Source organism: Lysinibacillus capsici, assembly GCF_003367505.1.
Lineage (GTDB): Bacteria > Bacillota > Bacilli > Bacillales_A > Planococcaceae > Lysinibacillus > Lysinibacillus capsici.
This window is the reverse complement of sequence record NZ_PXXX01000019.1, coordinates 164116-179530: the sequence shown is the minus strand read 5'-3', so window position 1 is coordinate 179530 and position 15415 is coordinate 164116. Positions and strand designations below refer to the sequence as shown.

Below are 15415 nucleotides of genomic sequence, written 5' to 3'. Positions count from 1 at the left end.
TGTAGTCACCATTCGCAAAATTTGATAGAATAATGGAGTGTCTAGCATGTAGACAACTTTAAAGGAGCGTATATTTCATGTTCTCAATTTTCAAAAGTAATAAAGAGCAAACTAGTGCTCGTCAATTAAAACGCTACTACAAAATAGTAGATCAAATTAACAATCTTGAAGAAAAATATGTTAACAAGTCAGATGCCGAATTACGAGAAATGACTTTTATTTTCAAAGATCAATTAGAACAAGGTGAGCCTCTTACATCGATCATCCCGGACGCATTTGCTGTTGTACGCGAAGCCTCAAAGCGTGTATTAGGAATGCGTCATTTTGATGTCCAGCTTATCGGTGGCCTGGTATTAACTGAAGGCAATATTGCTGAAATGCCAACAGGTGAAGGTAAAACTCTAGTTGCCTCCCTTCCCTCTTATGTACGTGCATTAGAAGGTAAAGGTGTTCATGTCATCACAGTTAATGATTACCTAGCAAAGCGTGACTATGAGCTAGTCGGTCAAATTCATCGTTTCCTTGGCTTAACTGTTGGTTTAAATGTACCGATGATGGAAGCTGATGCGAAAAAAGAAGCTTATAATGCCGATATTACATATGGTGTTGGTACTGAGTTTGGTTTCGATTATTTACGCGATAATATGGCTTATAGCCTTGCAGATAAAGTGCAACGTCCTTATCACTTCGCCATTATTGATGAAGTGGATAGTGTATTAATCGACGAAGCGAAAACACCTTTAATTATCGCAGGTAAAATGCCTTCCAACGAAGAATTACACCGAATTGCTGCTATGTTAGCGAAACGATTCAAGAAAGATGAAGATTATGACTTTGACGATGAAACAAAGGCTACTTCTCTAACGGATAAAGGTATTGAAAAGGTTGAGGCTGCCTTCAATATCGATAATTTATATGACTTAGAACACCAAACACTCTTCCATTACGTAATCCAAGCAGTACGTGCACATGTGATGTTTAAGCGCGATGTTGATTACATTGTCAAAGAAGACAAAATCGAGCTTGTTGATATGTTTACAGGTCGTATTTTAGAAGGTCGTTCACTTTCTGATGGCTTACATCAAGCGATTGAAGCTAAAGAAGGCGTAACGATTACAGATGAAAATAAATCAATGGCCCAGGTCACAATTCAAAACTATTTCCGTATGTATCCAAAGCTTTCCGGGATGACGGGTACAGCGAAAACACAGGAAAAAGAAATTCGCGAAGTATATGGCATGGAAGTTGTGCAAATCCCAACAAACCGTCCGCGTAAGCGTATTGATCAGCCTGATCTTATTTTTAACACACAGGAAGCAAAATATAAGTATGTTACAGCAGAGGTTAAAAAACGTCATGAAAAAGGTCAGCCAATTTTAATTGGGACAACATCAATTTTACAGTCTGAAACTGTAGCTGACTATCTGAAAAAGGAAAAATTAACATTCCAATTACTTAATGCAAAAACAGTTGAACAAGAAGTTGAACTTATTTCACAGGCAGGTCAAAAAGGTCGTATTACAGTAGCGACAAACATGGCTGGTCGTGGTACGGATATCATGTTAGGTGAGGATGTACACGAGCTTGGTGGTTTATATGTAATTGGGACAGAAAAGCATGAAAGCCGTCGTGTAGACAATCAGCTACGTGGGCGTTCAGGCCGTCAAGGTGATGTAGGCGAAAGTCGCTTCATTCTCTCTATTGAAGATGATATGTTCCGCCGTTACGCAAAAGAAGAAGTAGAAAAATTCTCTGCAAAAATGATTGTAGATGATCAGGGTATTATTCAAAATAAAGAGGTTCAAGAGCTTATTGACCGAACACAACGAATTGTTGAAGGTTCCCAATATGGCATGCGGGAATATAACCTAAAATTAGACGATGTTATCAATGACCAACGTACCGTTCTTTATGGACTTCGCGACAAAATTTTAGCTGGTGAAGATTTAATGGGTGAACTGAAGAAAATGCTACGTGAAACAGTTGATTTTGCTGTTCATGACGCCGCGCCAGAAGATGTATCTCCAATTGAATGGGATTACGAACAAATGGAGAATGCGCTTAACTCATTATTCATCACACCTGTTTCAATCAACCGAGAAATAGGAAAAACAAAACAAATTCTTGCTGAAATTCAACCTTCTGAACAAGAACTGCTTGATCGCATGGAGACATTCGCTGAAAACGAAAGAGTCATAGAAGTACTTCCTCAAATTATGCTTAGCCATATTGATAGCGGCTGGATTAAGCATTTAGAGGCCATGACGCATTTAAAAGAAGGAATCGGTCTACGTCATTATCAGCAAGAAGATCCAATGCGAATTTACCAACGTGAAGGGCTAGAATTATTCGGTAAAAATTTCCAAGAATTACGTCGTTCTATTATTATAGAAATTACAGGCTTCATGAAAACAGTTGAGGCACAACAGGAGGAACAATAATGGGCTTATTTTCATTTTTTAAAAAATCAGATAAAGTTGTTCAGGAAAACACAATTGACTCAAAAGATTTACTAGGGAATACAACGAAAAATACAGGTGATAATCGCGATGTGGAAACAAAGTTATCATTCCATCCTGAATGGGATGTCCCACAAGAGCAAAAATACATTTTTAACTTCCTAGCGAATGAGCTAGAGCCGTTGAAACCAAATCAATTATCGCTTTCTTCAATTAGTATTGAAGAAGGTCGAGGTGGAAAATGGTTAGTTCGTGCATTTTTCCGTTCCTCTCTACCTCAAGCTATTGAGCTAGGTGAAATTGAGCTTTTCATTATGGATAAAAATGATGAGCTTGTTGCATCTAAAAAATTCGATTTTAAAGCACTTGGTACAATCCCAGCAGAAAGTGCTCGTCCATGGGTATTTGAATTTGAAGAGTCTACAATTAAAGTAGATGAAGTTCCTGAAGATGGCTGGAAAATTGCCTTTAATCTTGTTTCCCTTCGCGGTCATCAATTAGAATTAGATCCGTCATGGGAAAAACAGTTACCAGCAGAACAAAAAGAAGAACTTGAGAAAATCGTTAAAACATTACCAAAGCTAGGTGAGACAGAAGTGAATTTCACAGGTTTACAGGCCAAACTAGCTGACAATGGTAATTTAAACGTATCTATCTTTATTCGTAATGGACATAATAAAGCAATCAATCTAGAACAATTACCATTAGAAATTGTCGATGCTACAGGTAAACAAATTGCCAAAGGTTCCTTTAAAATGGATCCAATCTTAACTGTCCAACCAAACTCCACAAAGCCTTGGACATTTATTTTCCCAGCAGAGCTTGTTGATGCTAAAGACGCTGACCTTTCTCGTTGGACAGCTCGTGTAACACAATAACCTAAATCCCCCTTTCTTTTTTAGTAGAAAGAGGGTTTTGTTAAAACAAAAAGCGATTTTTGCCTAGGCAAAAATCGCTACTTTTTATTTCACATTATCAAAACGTTTGTAGGCTACTAATTTAGAAGACCAGTAAGAGTACGTAACATCCGAAACTTCTACACCATCTGTCCCCGCATGAATGAATTTATTATCTCCGAGATAAATTCCCATATGAGAAATACCTTCTTTATACGTATTCTCAAAGAACACTAAATCGCCAGGTACTGGATTTTCTACATGGGTAGTATTACCGTAAAAATAGCCCTCACTGCTTGCTCTTCCTATTTTTAAACCACCTTGATTAAAGGCATAAAAAATAAAGCCACTGCAATCAAGCCCTACAGGTGTATTTCCACCGTATAGATAGGGTGTTCCAACCAATGTATTGGCAACTTCAACGGTTTTGTTATATATCGCTTGTCCATTAGCTGTAGGATCTTTCGCAGTTACTTTTGATGGAGTGCCCGTACCTGAAGTCACATTATTATGTATAGTCTCACCACCGGGTATCACTGCGGCTGAAGAAAGCTTCAATACTTGTCCAACAAAAATTGTGTCTCTTTCAAGCTTATTCCAATCCATTATATCCTTAATTGTCACATTATATAGCTTTGCAATTTTTGATAATGTGTCACCCTTTACTACTGTATGAGAACTAGTTGCTGGTTTTTCAGATGTTGATGGAGTGGCGGGCTTTACTCCCTCATTCGTTGAATGTTTTGGAATCTCAAGCTTTTGAGCTACATAAATCGTATCTTTCGATAGATTATTCCACTTCATAATATCCCCTATCGTGACTTGATGATTTTGGGCGATTTTCGTTAAAGTATCTCCTTTTTGTACAGTATATGTTGCTGCTTCTGCTGTTTGTAATGCTAAAAATGAAGTTGCTAAAGTACTTAGAACAAGAATTCTCCATTTTTTTGTCTTTTGCATACCAAAGTGCCTCCGTTCGTGCTAGAATATTCCCTTGTGTGTCTATCATACTAGATAACTATTGCATGAAAAATCGGAAAAACTGACTATTTTTCAAACATTATAGGAAACTTATAGAATACGACGAAATCCGACTATATTGAAATACTATTTTCATTGCAAGATTAGTGTTCCTATGATAACATACACTTCTGTATTTAAAATTTTTAGAAAGTTTTAGCTTTTCAATCTTAAAGGAGTTATTATACTTATGAAAAACATCTTGCATTTCATCAAAGGAAATTTAGCAGTAGGATTACTACTATTTGCCTTGTTCTTGGGTGCTGGTAATATTATTTTCCCACCATTATTAGGCCAACAAGCAGGTGAAAACATCACTGTAGCCATGATTGGTTTCCTTATAACAGGTGTTGGTCTACCACTATTAGCGATTGTTGCTGTTGCCAAAGCAGGAGGCGATTTACAACTTCTCGCTAACCGTGTTAGTCCTGCTTTTGGGGTGATTTTCACCTCCATTGTCTACTTAGCAATTGGACCGTTCTTTGCTGTACCACGTACTGGATCTGTGTCCTATGAAATAGGCATTGCGCCATTTCTCTCTGAAGGTATGAGTGATCATTGGGCACCACTTTTTATCACATCTATTTTGTTTTTCACGTTAATTCTATATTTATCTATTAATCCTTCGAAGCTCGTTGATCGTGTAGGTAAAATTTTAACACCTGCCCTGCTTTTTGTTATTTTATTGCTTGCTGTTAAAAGTTTTATCTCTCCTATGGGAGAACCAGGAGAAGCCGTAGGTAACTATAAAGTGTCACCTTTAGCTGAAGGCTTTGTACAAGGTTACTTAACGATGGACGTTCTAAGTGCTCTTGTTTTTGGTATCGTCATTTTACAGGCCTTGCGTGATATGGGTATGAAAGATACGAGAAAACAAGTAAAAACAACGATTTTTGCGGGGGTCGTTGCTGCAATAGGTTTATCCTTTGTCTATATCTCTCTAGGGCATATTGGTAATACAAGTATCAATGCAATCGGTATTTCTGATAATGGCGGAAATATTATTGCAAAATCAGCTGAGGTGCTCTTTGGAAGCCTTGGAAGTATTATTTTGTCTGCGACTATTTTACTAGCTTGTATATCCACAGCTGTTGGTTTATTAACTGCTAATGCACAATTTTTCCATAAGCTATTCCCTCAAATTTCATATAAAACTTTTTTAGTTGTCTTTACTATTTTTAGTACAGCTATTACAAATGTGGGACTTTCAACAATAATTAGTGCATCACTACCTGTACTTTTAATCATTTATCCTTTAGCTATGGTATTGATGGTCTTGTCACTAGCAGATCACTTCTTTAAAGGTGGACAAATTGTTTATATTTTAGCGCTCGTTCCAACTTTCCTTGTCAGTCTATATGATGGCTTAAAACAAATGAAAGTTGAAATTACGCCTTATGAAACAATTCTGAAAGCATTGCCAATGTATGAGCAAAATTTAGGATGGCTTTTACCAGCTATTGTTGGCGCATCAATTGGTTTTATTATTCATAAAGTGATAAAAAAATAATTTACAAGAATCTACTTGCCCATAGCGACAAGTAGATTCTTTTTCTATCTCATATAAGTCCACCACTATAGCGATGGCTTCATGTATAATAAAAATCAGATACTCAATTGCATAATGTAACCATCCATTTAATACCTAATAATGATACATTCTATTTTGAGTTCTAGAAAAGAGGTGTCCAATGAAAAAGTTAATATGGTCATTCGTATTTGTTCTAGGTTTCTTCCTTCTCCCTTTTACAACTACTCACGCTGCTGAAAATGATCAACAGCTTATTAAGGAAATTAAGGAGATTGTGAAAGATACTTACGTTGGAACAATTAATGGAAATTTAGAGAAGGCTACATCCATCTCAGAAATCATGAGTATGCTTGATCCTTACTCAACCTACTTCACTAAGCAAGAATTTGAAAATTATATGAATAGCATCAACCTATCTACTATAGGTATAGGTGTGGTGATTGAAGAACACGAAGATGGAATTCATATTTTACAAGTAATCGAAGGCAGTGGGGCATTTGAGGCTGGTGTTCAGGCTGGAGATATCATCATTGGGGTTAATGGTGAATCCATTATCGGGCGTTCTACACAAGAGGCCACTTCCCTTTTAATCGGCAATGAAGGGACTAAGGTGGAGGTTACATTAAAGAATAGTGACAGTTCAAAAACTACCAAAACTATTACACGTAAAAAATTCACATTACCAAATGTACAAACTGACCTGCTATTTGGAAATGTGGGCTATATTTCGTTGGCTTCCTTTTCAGAGGATGGTGCACAGCTTGTTAAAAATGCGCTGATAGACTTAAAAAAACGTGGTGCAACATCGTTCATCTTAGATTTACAAAATAATGGTGGAGGTTATGTGACAACAGCTGAAGAACTAACAGGATTATTCCAATCTGCTAAAGTTGCGTATTTATTAGAAGAAGCACATAACTCTTATACCATCCCAGCAGTTCAACAAGATACAAAGTTTCCTAAAGATACCCGTATTCTTGTAAACCGCTATAGTGCCAGTGCTTCTGAAATGCTTTCCGCATCATTGAAAGACCAGAAAGCTGCTATTTTATACGGAGAAACAACCTATGGGAAAGGCGCTATGCAAGGCTTTTACACATTACAGGATGGAAGCTATTTAAAGCTTACAGTTGGTAAATTTACAGGTCCTGCGGGTCATACTATTCATGAAGTAGGCGTTAAGCCAAATGTTCAAACCACAACAGCACCTATTTTCCAGGCACATTATGATGCATTGAAGGAGAAATATCCTAAATATAAACAACTTTCCACGGTAAAAAATATTGCTGATACACAAAAATTTACAGTAAAAATTCCTGCTGGGCTTACTTCTCAAATTGCTAAAAGTAACATTCAACTGGCTGCTTTAGGAGCTAAGGAAGTACCCGTAGCAGTTAAAATTGAAGGTCGTACATTAACTGTTACACCTAAGAGTGCTTTATCACCAAATCAGGAATATATGCTACTTATTCACCCAAAGAGCAAAGATCAAAAAGGCTACTATCAGCATATAAGAATAAGCAATTAAAAAAACTGTCATCGATAATAAGTATCGATGGCAGTTTTTTATATCACTTCTTTGGTTTTCCAAAAATATAATTGTACAATATCATTTGCAAGTTCTGCAGGTAACCTTTTTTCTTCTAATAAATTCGTAATGATGAGTCTTTCTATTGAGCCTACTAAACTATCTATCATGATTTTTATATCCACACTATACAATTGTAGATCTTTGTCACAATCATGCAGATAAATAAGGTGGATCAATTGCTGTGTCATTTGGTTTTTCACCAAATGTGCTTGCTTGGATTCAATAAAACCTATTTTTGTTAATTCAGGATTTTCAATTATGTATACAAACAAGTTCAATAACTTTTGCTCTAAGAGCGTGATAAAACCCTGTAATCCATATTCAATAATGTCAGTTGATTTACTATTCATTACTGCCAAGAATCCGCTTTGAAATTGCGCATTCAAATCGTTATAAAGGGCATCCTTGCTTTTAAAATAGAGATAAAAAGTAGGCTGAGTTACATTGGCAGCCTTTACAATGTCACTAATTTTTGTGTGATGATAACCTTTATCAGAAAATAGCTCTATCGCTTTTTCAAGTAATAGTTGTTTACTTTGTTCGCCATTTGAATTAAATTTTCTGCCTCTTGCCATACTTTCCACCTTATCTTAGTTTAGAGTAGTCATATTCCCTTTTGTATTGCTTATATAGACACACTATTCTAAATCAAAAGTAACTACAAATTCACAAAACGTACATAATTTAATCTTGATTATATACCATTTTATTATAATACACCCTGTTTTTTTTTACTATAAACTACTATTAATATGATATTTAAATTGAAAAATGAAAAAGCGGATATCTAAGAATCACTTCTAAGAATACCCACTAATAAATTATATTAAAATATAAATAATTCTGAAATACTATCATGCCATTCAAGTAATTCACTCTCGAAAAGTCCAATATTATACATATTCGCAAATTTAGACATATACTAATTAACATAAAGCAAATCTTTTATTTTGAAAAGTCCTTTTTTTTTGAAAAAATTTTTTAATTTAAATTTTTATCATGAAAAAGTCAATGACTGCAATAGTTTTATCTCACTAACTGGCTTCGAAAAATTTTTTTCTGAAAATCAAACCATTTTACTTTTCAAAAAAAGTGTTATAATCGCCAAGAATTTAAAATTTTCATTTTTGGAGGCATATGATGGTATTACGTGACTTTTTCATTTACTTATCAGAGAACAAATTATTAAACAGCGCTGCACAAAAATATGGTTTAAAAATGGGTGCTCAAAGTGTTGTTGCTGGCACAAGTTTACCAGAAGTTGTGCAATCGATTAAAGAATTAAACAAGGCCAATATTTCTTGTACAGTCGATAATCTAGGCGAGTTCGTCTACGAAAAATCAGAGGCAACTGCTGCCAAAAATAACATTTTAGCTGTTGTACAAGCTATTCATGATGAACAGCTTGATGCACACATCTCTCTTAAACCTTCACAATTAGGTTTAGATATTGATTACGCATTTTGCTATGAAAACTTAAAAGAAATCGTAGCTCTTGCACATCAATATAATATTTTCGTGAATTTCGATATGGAAAACTACGAGCGTTTACATAGCTCTTTTGAATTATTAGAGGAATTACACAAAGAGTATGATAACGTAGGGACAGTTATTCAAGCTTACTTCTTCGAATCAGAGGAAAATATTGAGAAATATAAAAACTTCCGCTTACGTATTGTAAAAGGTGCTTATAAAGAACCTGAAAATGTGGCTTATCAATCTAAAACTGATATTGACCATAATTACTTAAAACTAATTGAATATCATTTGCTACATGGTAAATTTACTTCGATTGCGACACACGATCATAATGTGATCAACCATGTAAAACAATTTGTGAAGCAACATAATATTCCAAATGAAAAATTCGAATTCCAAATGCTATATGGTTTCCGTAAAGAAATGCAGCTAGACCTTGCTCGTGAAGGTTATAATTTCTGCACATACCTACCATTCGGTAATGACTGGTACGGTTACTTTATGCGTCGTTTAGCTGAGCGTCCACAAAATGTTGCACTTGTGACAAAACAAGTGTTTAACAAAAAAACGAACATGGCAATTGGCTTAGGAGCAGCTGCATTTGCGCTTGGTCGCCTTTCGAAAAAAGGAAAATAATTATACAAGCTTGAAGCTATCCATCAGTTTTGTGTTTTTATCCTTCAGTTAGATCGTTCTATCCTTCACTTTCGGGAAACTATCCAAAAAAGCGAAAACATTGTTAATCAATGTTTTCGCTTTTTTTATTGAGCTTATAGTTTTTAACTCGATACTGTAAACTTTGTCGACGAATCCCCAACGCAGCAGCCGTTTTGGAGATATTGCCTTGATGAAAGTCCAACGCCTTCGAGATATAGTACTCCTCTACCTCTTTCATATAGACATCTAATGGTCGAATATCCTGTTGATTTTTAATGACAAACAAGTCACTCGTAGAAACCTCTTTTTCCGTCTCCTCACAAGAGCTTTGGATTTTCCATTTGAAATGCACTGGCAGCATATGTGATTCAACTATCGTTTCATTGGTGATTAATGAGGTTATTTCATCCAGCAGGACTTCTAATTCCTTTAAATTTCCTGGCCAATCATATTTTAAAAAGGTATCTCGTACTTCTTCTGAAAGCCCGTGAATAGATGAGCCAAAGCTATCACGATGTCTTTTGAAATAATCATCGATAAAGGGCATAATATCTTCTTTTCTTTCTCGTAAAGGAGGTACATAAATCGTAATACCTGAAAAAAGTCTGTAAAGCTTTTTGGATAGCTCATGCTTTTGAATCAAATCAATTGGATCTTTGCCAACACTAGCAATTAAAACATGCTGATGATTAGGATGATTATTAAAAAGTTCAACAATCTTTTCTTGTGCTTCTAAAGATAAATATTCAATGCGCTCAGCAAAGAAGGTTATTTTCTCCTTTTCCACAATATATTTTTCAAATTGTTTTAATACCGTTTTCTCATCTCGACGGCAAATTAAAGCAATAAACATATCATTTTGTACCTTTAGATCATGATGTATTCCCTCTGCAACCATATCAATCCCAGTACCTGATTCCCCTATTAACACAACAGGCATTCTACTTAGTGCCACAATTTTTGCTTTTTCAATGACATCCTTCATGACTGGTGATACAGCCGTGATAATGTCAAATGTCAATGGAGCGCCATACCTTCTCAATGGCTGATACATCATGTATTCAAGCTGTGTAATATCTCGGGCAAATTCCACAGCGCCTATTAAAGAGCCTTCATAGTGCAACGGATAAATATTGCTTATGTAGGTCACTTCTTGATTTTTTTTATTCCAATACGTTTTTTTTATATTGTACACTGGCGTTTCAGAGCTGAGGACCTTATAAATATCGCTTTTTTCGATTTCAAAATCAATAATCTCTAAGGCTCGCCTCTCCTCAAATTCATCCTCATTAACGCCTTCTAATTCTCTCATTTTTTTATTGTATATAAGCAATTTGCCCTCTGTGTCTACAACGCAAATTCCCATATCGCCTTTTTCAATGACGTATTTATAAATACTTAGTAGTACATTGTTATCCATTTTGTCCTCCTGTAGTCCATTAAGCTTATTCTAACACCAATATGAAAAGCAGATGCAAAAATTAAAAAAGTTTTAAAATTTGAGTTGATTAATGCCAAATTATATTGCATTATATAATTAACACAATCTTAAAAGGTGCATAATCATTTGGCACTACTTATACCTGGGAGGAAACTGACATGATTCCATACAAACACGAACCATTCACAGATTTTTCACAAGAGGCAAACTACAATGCTTATGTAGAGGCTTTAAATAAAGTTGAAGGTTACTTAGGTCAAGACTACCCACTAATTATTGGTGGCGAGCGCATTACAACAGAAGATAAAATCGTTTCGTACAATCCTGCAAAGAAAACAGAAGTCATTGGTCGCGTTTCAAAAGCAAGCAAAGATTTAGCTGAAAAAGCGATGCAAGCGGCAGATGAAACATTCAAAACATGGAAAAAAGTTGATCCAGCCATTCGTGCGGACGTTCTTTTCAAAGCGGCAGCAATCGTTCGTCGTCGTAAACATGAATTCTCAGCTTTATTAACAAAAGAAGCCGGGAAACCATGGGCAGAGGCTGATGCAGATACAGCGGAAGCAATCGACTTCATGGAATACTATGGTCGCCAAATGCTACGCATTAAAAACGGTCAGCCAGTCGAAAGCCGTCCAGGTGAATATAATCGTTATGACTACATTCCATTAGGAATCGGTATTGTCATTTCTCCTTGGAACTTCCCATTTGCAATCATGGCTGGGACAACAGTAGCTGCTTTAGTAACAGGGAACACAGTGTTATTAAAACCAGCTTCTACAACGCCAGTTGTAGCGTATAAATTTATCGAAGTATTAGAAGAAGCTGGTCTTCCAGCAGGTGCGGTGAACTTCGTACCAGGTTCTGGTGCTGAAGTAGGTGACTACTTAGTCGATCATCCAAAAACACGCTTCATCAGCTTCACAGGTTCACGTGATGTTGGCTTACGTATCAACCAACGTGCATCTGTATTAAACGAAGGCCAAATTTGGATTAAACGTGTCATCGCTGAAATGGGCGGTAAAGATACAATCGTAGTGGATAAAGAAGCAGATTTAGAATTAGCTGCACAATCCATCGTAAAATCAGCATTTGGTTTCTCAGGTCAAAAATGTTCAGCATGTTCTCGTGCTGTCATCGTAGAAGATGTATATGAGCAAGTGGTAAATCGCGTAGAAGAGTTAACAAACGCTTTAACAGTGGGTGACCCAACTGATTACAGCAACTTCATGGCAACAGTAATTGACCAAGCAGCATTCAATAAAATTACAGAGTACATCGAAATCGGTAAAGGCGAAGGTCGTTTAGTAGCTGGTGGTACAGCAGACGATTCAGTCGGCTACTTCGTACAACCAACTGTATTCGCGGACGTAGATCCTTCTGCTCGTATTATGAAGGAAGAAATCTTCGGACCAGTGGTAGCCATTGCAAAAGCAAAAGATTTCGACCATGCGATTGAAATTGCAAACGATACAGAATACGGTTTAACAGGCGCTGTTATCACAACAAATCGTATGAACCTAGAAAAAGCACGTGAAGAATTCCATGTAGGAAACCTTTACTTCAACCGTGGCTGTACAGGTGCAATCGTAGGTTACCAACCATTTGGTGGCTTCAACATGTCAGGTACAGATTCAAAAGCAGGTGGCCCAGACTACCTACAGCTGCATATGCAAGCAAAAACAACTTCAGAAATGCTTTAATTTTTACTTCAATAAAATGCCGTACATTGTTTCTTAGTAAGCAATGTACGGCATTATTTTTTGGGGATGACACAAATGACATATATAATAGAAGAAACTCATGTGAATTTCGGTTCACTTTCCTTCCCCTATTTAAAACTAACTTTCACACCAAATTATAAAAGCATACTTATTGCCTATAAAACGCTGGTATATTTTATGGCATTTCTAACATTTGACCCTTATCTTGATTGTATAACTTTGTTAAAATGATATCAGTTTAGGAGGGTAAAACTATGAAAAAACTATCAATTTTTATGTTGCTCATGATGCTTGTTAGTCTAGTCATTTGGCAGCCTCAATCTGTCTATGCAGACGAGCTATCAGGACATATGCATGAAAGTGGTCTACGCTATTTAATTCAGAAAGATGCATTACTAAAGGATGCAAATGGAAGCTATCGTCCAAATGCTACGGTTACACGCGGTGAATTCGCCACATACATAGCAAAAGCATTAAATTTGGACACAAAGAACGAGATAACGTTTACAGATGTGTCAGACACATATTTATTTGCAAATGAAATTAAGCTTGCCGCTACTGCTGGGATTATTACTGGTTATACGGATGGCTCATTTAAGCCAGATGACCGTATTTCAAGAGAGCATATGGCAGTGATGCTAATCAGAGCAGTTGATTATTTAAAAATACCAAAAGGTACTTCTTCTATTACCTTCAAAGACAATACAACTATTTTTAAAGATTTCCGTGAGGATGTTGCAATCGGTGCACAATTAGGACTTATTAAAGGAAGCTCCAATGGCATGTTTTTACCAAGAGACAATGCCACAATTGGTGAGGCATCGACATTTATTCTACGATTAATTCTTCTTGCTGATCAGCTTGACGCTGGTAAAAATGAAAACAATGGTAACTCCGAAAATAACGGTAATACTAATAATGGGAACAACAATAATACTGGTAATAACGGTAATACTACTGCATATATCGTCAAAGAAGTTTCCAATGGTAACTTGGTAGACAAACAAACCTTTACTAGCTTTGAAGCAGCTGAAAAGGCGATGACGACTAGTTCCTTAGTGATTACTCAAAATGATAAAATTATTAAAATGACTTCAGGTTATGTTGTAACGAATAATTATGTTGCTCTAAATTCTGAAACGATTAAGGATCAAATCGCAGTTGCGGGTAATACAGAAATGGAGTATCTAGGTAGTGATGCCACACAAGTAAAAGTACGCTTAGCTGGTCATACTGGCTATTTAAAGCAGACTGACGTTACCTTAATTCCTTCTGCTTTAGTGAAAGGCCGTTCTTATTACTCAAATGAGTACGGTGAAATAAAACATACCTTATATGATTATAAAACTAATAAATATTCTGCTAGTTACGTGTATGGTAAGGCACCTAGCTTTATGAAGCAGGGTGAGAAATACTTTAGCTGGGATGGCATCAACTTTACCAATGCTGATGGTTCTTCAAAGGGAGAAGCCTATAACTACTATCAGTTCTTACCAGCTCGTGCAGCAACTCAATATACAGCAGATGAGCTAGATCAATATATTGTGGGAAAATTAGCAGAGGTTGAAAGCTCAGGTGCTTCGATTTATAAAAATGCCACAACTAAAAGTAAACTGCTTGGTTTAGGCTCTGTATTAAAAGAAGTGGAAGCCAATTCTCATATCAATGCTATGCTTATTTTATCCCTAGCACAGCATGAGAGTGCCTATGGTATGAGTGATCACGCTCAAAATCTAAACAATCTATTTGGCTTATATGTCTATGATACAAATCCACTAAACAAGAAGTTTGATAGTGTGGAAGCCAATATTAATGAGCTAGTTGAAAAATTCCTTCAGCCAAATTATATTACGCCAGGTGGACGTTATACAAATGGCGCAGTTGTTGGTTCTAAGGCTATCGGCTTCAACGTAAAATACGCTTCAGATCCATTCTGGGGGGCAAAAATTGCAGGACATTACTATCGTGCAGAAAAAGCTTTAGGCTTTAAAGATGCAAATAATCCCTATAAAATCGCTCTCACAACAACTGCTGGACTAAATGTTCGTGCAGATGCATCAACAAGTCAAAGTCCACTTTTCACATTTAGTAAAAGTAATATGCCTGTCATCGTTACAGATACAAGCTCAAATGGTTGGTATCAAATTGTTTCAGATAAACTAAACACTGAACCTGGATATATAAGTAAGGATTATATTAAATTCATCAATACCGTGAAATAACGTAAATGGCTGTCTCTTAATAAATGAGACAGCCATTTACTGTTGTTGAAAAAAGATAAAGTCACTGGCAAAAAGGCCTTTTTATAAGGCAGGAGATTGATTTCCGTTCCGCCAGCCACCTTTCCAGGGGCCGTCCGATGAGCACTTCACTTACTTATGTTCGCTCTAGGCTCTCCTCTGTGACGCTAGCTCCACTCCAATCACCCATGTGCAAAAGTGTCTTTTCCTTATCTTTCATACTAGCCAGCCGTAGCAATCAAACTAGCCCATTATTTGTATGATTAGAAAAATTTTATAGCCATTTTTATCAATTAGTTTGTCTTTTTCTTATGTGGGTATATAGAGAATAAGAAAAACGATCCTAAAGGCTAGTACACCTTTGGAATCGTCTCTTA

Annotated in this window: 10 protein-coding genes; 7 read left to right on the top strand and 3 right to left on the bottom strand. The window is 36.2% G+C overall.

Annotated features, from left to right (window positions below; all coding sequences use genetic code 11):
- The first annotated feature begins 77 nt into the window (after positions 1-77).
- A complete protein-coding gene (secA2, locus tag C7B89_RS18070; protein ID WP_115674235.1) occupies positions 78-2441 on the top strand; it encodes an accessory Sec system translocase SecA2 in 2364 nt (787 codons plus the stop codon).
- On the top strand, positions 2441-3337 hold the full coding sequence (locus tag C7B89_RS18065; RefSeq protein WP_103117450.1) for an accessory Sec system S-layer assembly protein: 897 nt from the start codon (positions 2441-2443) through the stop codon (positions 3335-3337). Before secA2 ends, C7B89_RS18065 begins: the two co-directional genes overlap by 1 nt.
- A gap of 84 nt (positions 3338-3421) precedes the next feature.
- Here the strand turns inward: C7B89_RS18065 and C7B89_RS18060 are convergent, their stop codons facing one another.
- A complete protein-coding gene (locus tag C7B89_RS18060) occupies positions 3422-4315 on the bottom strand; it encodes a C40 family peptidase (protein WP_115674234.1) in 894 nt (297 codons plus the stop codon).
- 250 nt (positions 4316-4565) lie between these two features.
- Here C7B89_RS18060 and brnQ point away from each other — a divergent pair, with 250 nt between their 5' ends.
- Positions 4566-5885: a branched-chain amino acid transport system II carrier protein gene (gene brnQ, locus C7B89_RS18055; protein ID WP_115674233.1), complete on the top strand. Its 1320-nt coding sequence runs from the start codon at positions 4566-4568 to the stop codon at positions 5883-5885.
- A gap of 181 nt (positions 5886-6066) precedes the next feature.
- Positions 6067-7434 (top strand): S41 family peptidase, encoded by a 1368-nt coding sequence (locus C7B89_RS18050; RefSeq protein WP_115674232.1) that lies wholly within the window; start codon positions 6067-6069, stop codon positions 7432-7434.
- Positions 7435-7472: 38 nt separating this feature from the next.
- Here C7B89_RS18050 and C7B89_RS18045 read toward each other — a convergent pair whose 3' ends face one another.
- The gene (locus tag C7B89_RS18045; RefSeq protein WP_103117447.1) at positions 7473-8072 is read right to left on the bottom strand and encodes a TetR/AcrR family transcriptional regulator; all 600 of its coding nucleotides are present in this window, start codon (positions 8070-8072) and stop codon (positions 7473-7475) included.
- 565 nt (positions 8073-8637) lie between these two features.
- Here C7B89_RS18045 and C7B89_RS18035 point away from each other — a divergent pair.
- Positions 8638-9612 carry a proline dehydrogenase family protein gene (locus C7B89_RS18035; RefSeq protein ID WP_036074906.1) on the top strand — a complete coding sequence of 325 codons (975 nt, stop codon included), beginning with the start codon at positions 8638-8640 and terminating at the stop codon, positions 9610-9612.
- A gap of 103 nt (positions 9613-9715) precedes the next feature.
- On the opposite strand, the gene C7B89_RS18030 is transcribed toward C7B89_RS18035, so the two are convergent.
- Positions 9716-11053 carry an AAA-type ATPase lid domain-containing protein gene (locus tag C7B89_RS18030; protein WP_115674230.1) on the bottom strand — a complete coding sequence of 446 codons (1338 nt, stop codon included), beginning with the start codon at positions 11051-11053 and terminating at the stop codon, positions 9716-9718.
- Between the two features lie 179 nt (positions 11054-11232).
- Here C7B89_RS18030 and pruA point away from each other — a divergent pair, with 179 nt between their 5' ends.
- Both pruA and C7B89_RS18020 read left to right on the top strand, forming a co-directional pair.
- Positions 11233-12777, top strand: a complete 1545-nt coding sequence (pruA, locus tag C7B89_RS18025; RefSeq protein ID WP_066036915.1) for an L-glutamate gamma-semialdehyde dehydrogenase — start codon at positions 11233-11235, stop codon at positions 12775-12777.
- A 275-nt stretch (positions 12778-13052) separates the two neighbouring features.
- Positions 13053-15020 (top strand): S-layer homology domain-containing protein, encoded by a 1968-nt coding sequence (locus C7B89_RS18020; protein ID WP_054548732.1) that lies wholly within the window; start codon positions 13053-13055, stop codon positions 15018-15020.
- The last annotated feature ends 395 nt before the right edge of the window (positions 15021-15415 follow it).

Excerpts from the sequence above, each read along its gene's own strand:
- secA2 (WP_115674235.1), top strand. The coding sequence starts at position 78 with ATGTTCTCAATTTTCAAAAGTAATAAAGAGCAAACTAGTGCTCGTCAA.
- C7B89_RS18065 (WP_103117450.1), top strand. The coding sequence starts at position 2,441 with ATGGGCTTATTTTCATTTTTTAAAAAATCAGATAAAGTTGTTCAGGAA.
- C7B89_RS18060 (WP_115674234.1), bottom strand. The coding sequence starts at position 4,315 with ATGCAAAAGACAAAAAAATGGAGAATTCTTGTTCTAAGTACTTTAGCA.
- brnQ (WP_115674233.1), top strand. The coding sequence starts at position 4,566 with ATGAAAAACATCTTGCATTTCATCAAAGGAAATTTAGCAGTAGGATTA.
- C7B89_RS18050 (WP_115674232.1), top strand. The coding sequence starts at position 6,067 with ATGAAAAAGTTAATATGGTCATTCGTATTTGTTCTAGGTTTCTTCCTT.
- C7B89_RS18045 (WP_103117447.1), bottom strand. The coding sequence starts at position 8,072 with ATGGCAAGAGGCAGAAAATTTAATTCAAATGGCGAACAAAGTAAACAA.
- C7B89_RS18035 (WP_036074906.1), top strand. The coding sequence starts at position 8,638 with ATGGTATTACGTGACTTTTTCATTTACTTATCAGAGAACAAATTATTA.
- C7B89_RS18030 (WP_115674230.1), bottom strand. The coding sequence starts at position 11,053 with ATGGATAACAATGTACTACTAAGTATTTATAAATACGTCATTGAAAAA.
- pruA (WP_066036915.1), top strand. The coding sequence starts at position 11,233 with ATGATTCCATACAAACACGAACCATTCACAGATTTTTCACAAGAGGCA.
- C7B89_RS18020 (WP_054548732.1), top strand. The coding sequence starts at position 13,053 with ATGAAAAAACTATCAATTTTTATGTTGCTCATGATGCTTGTTAGTCTA.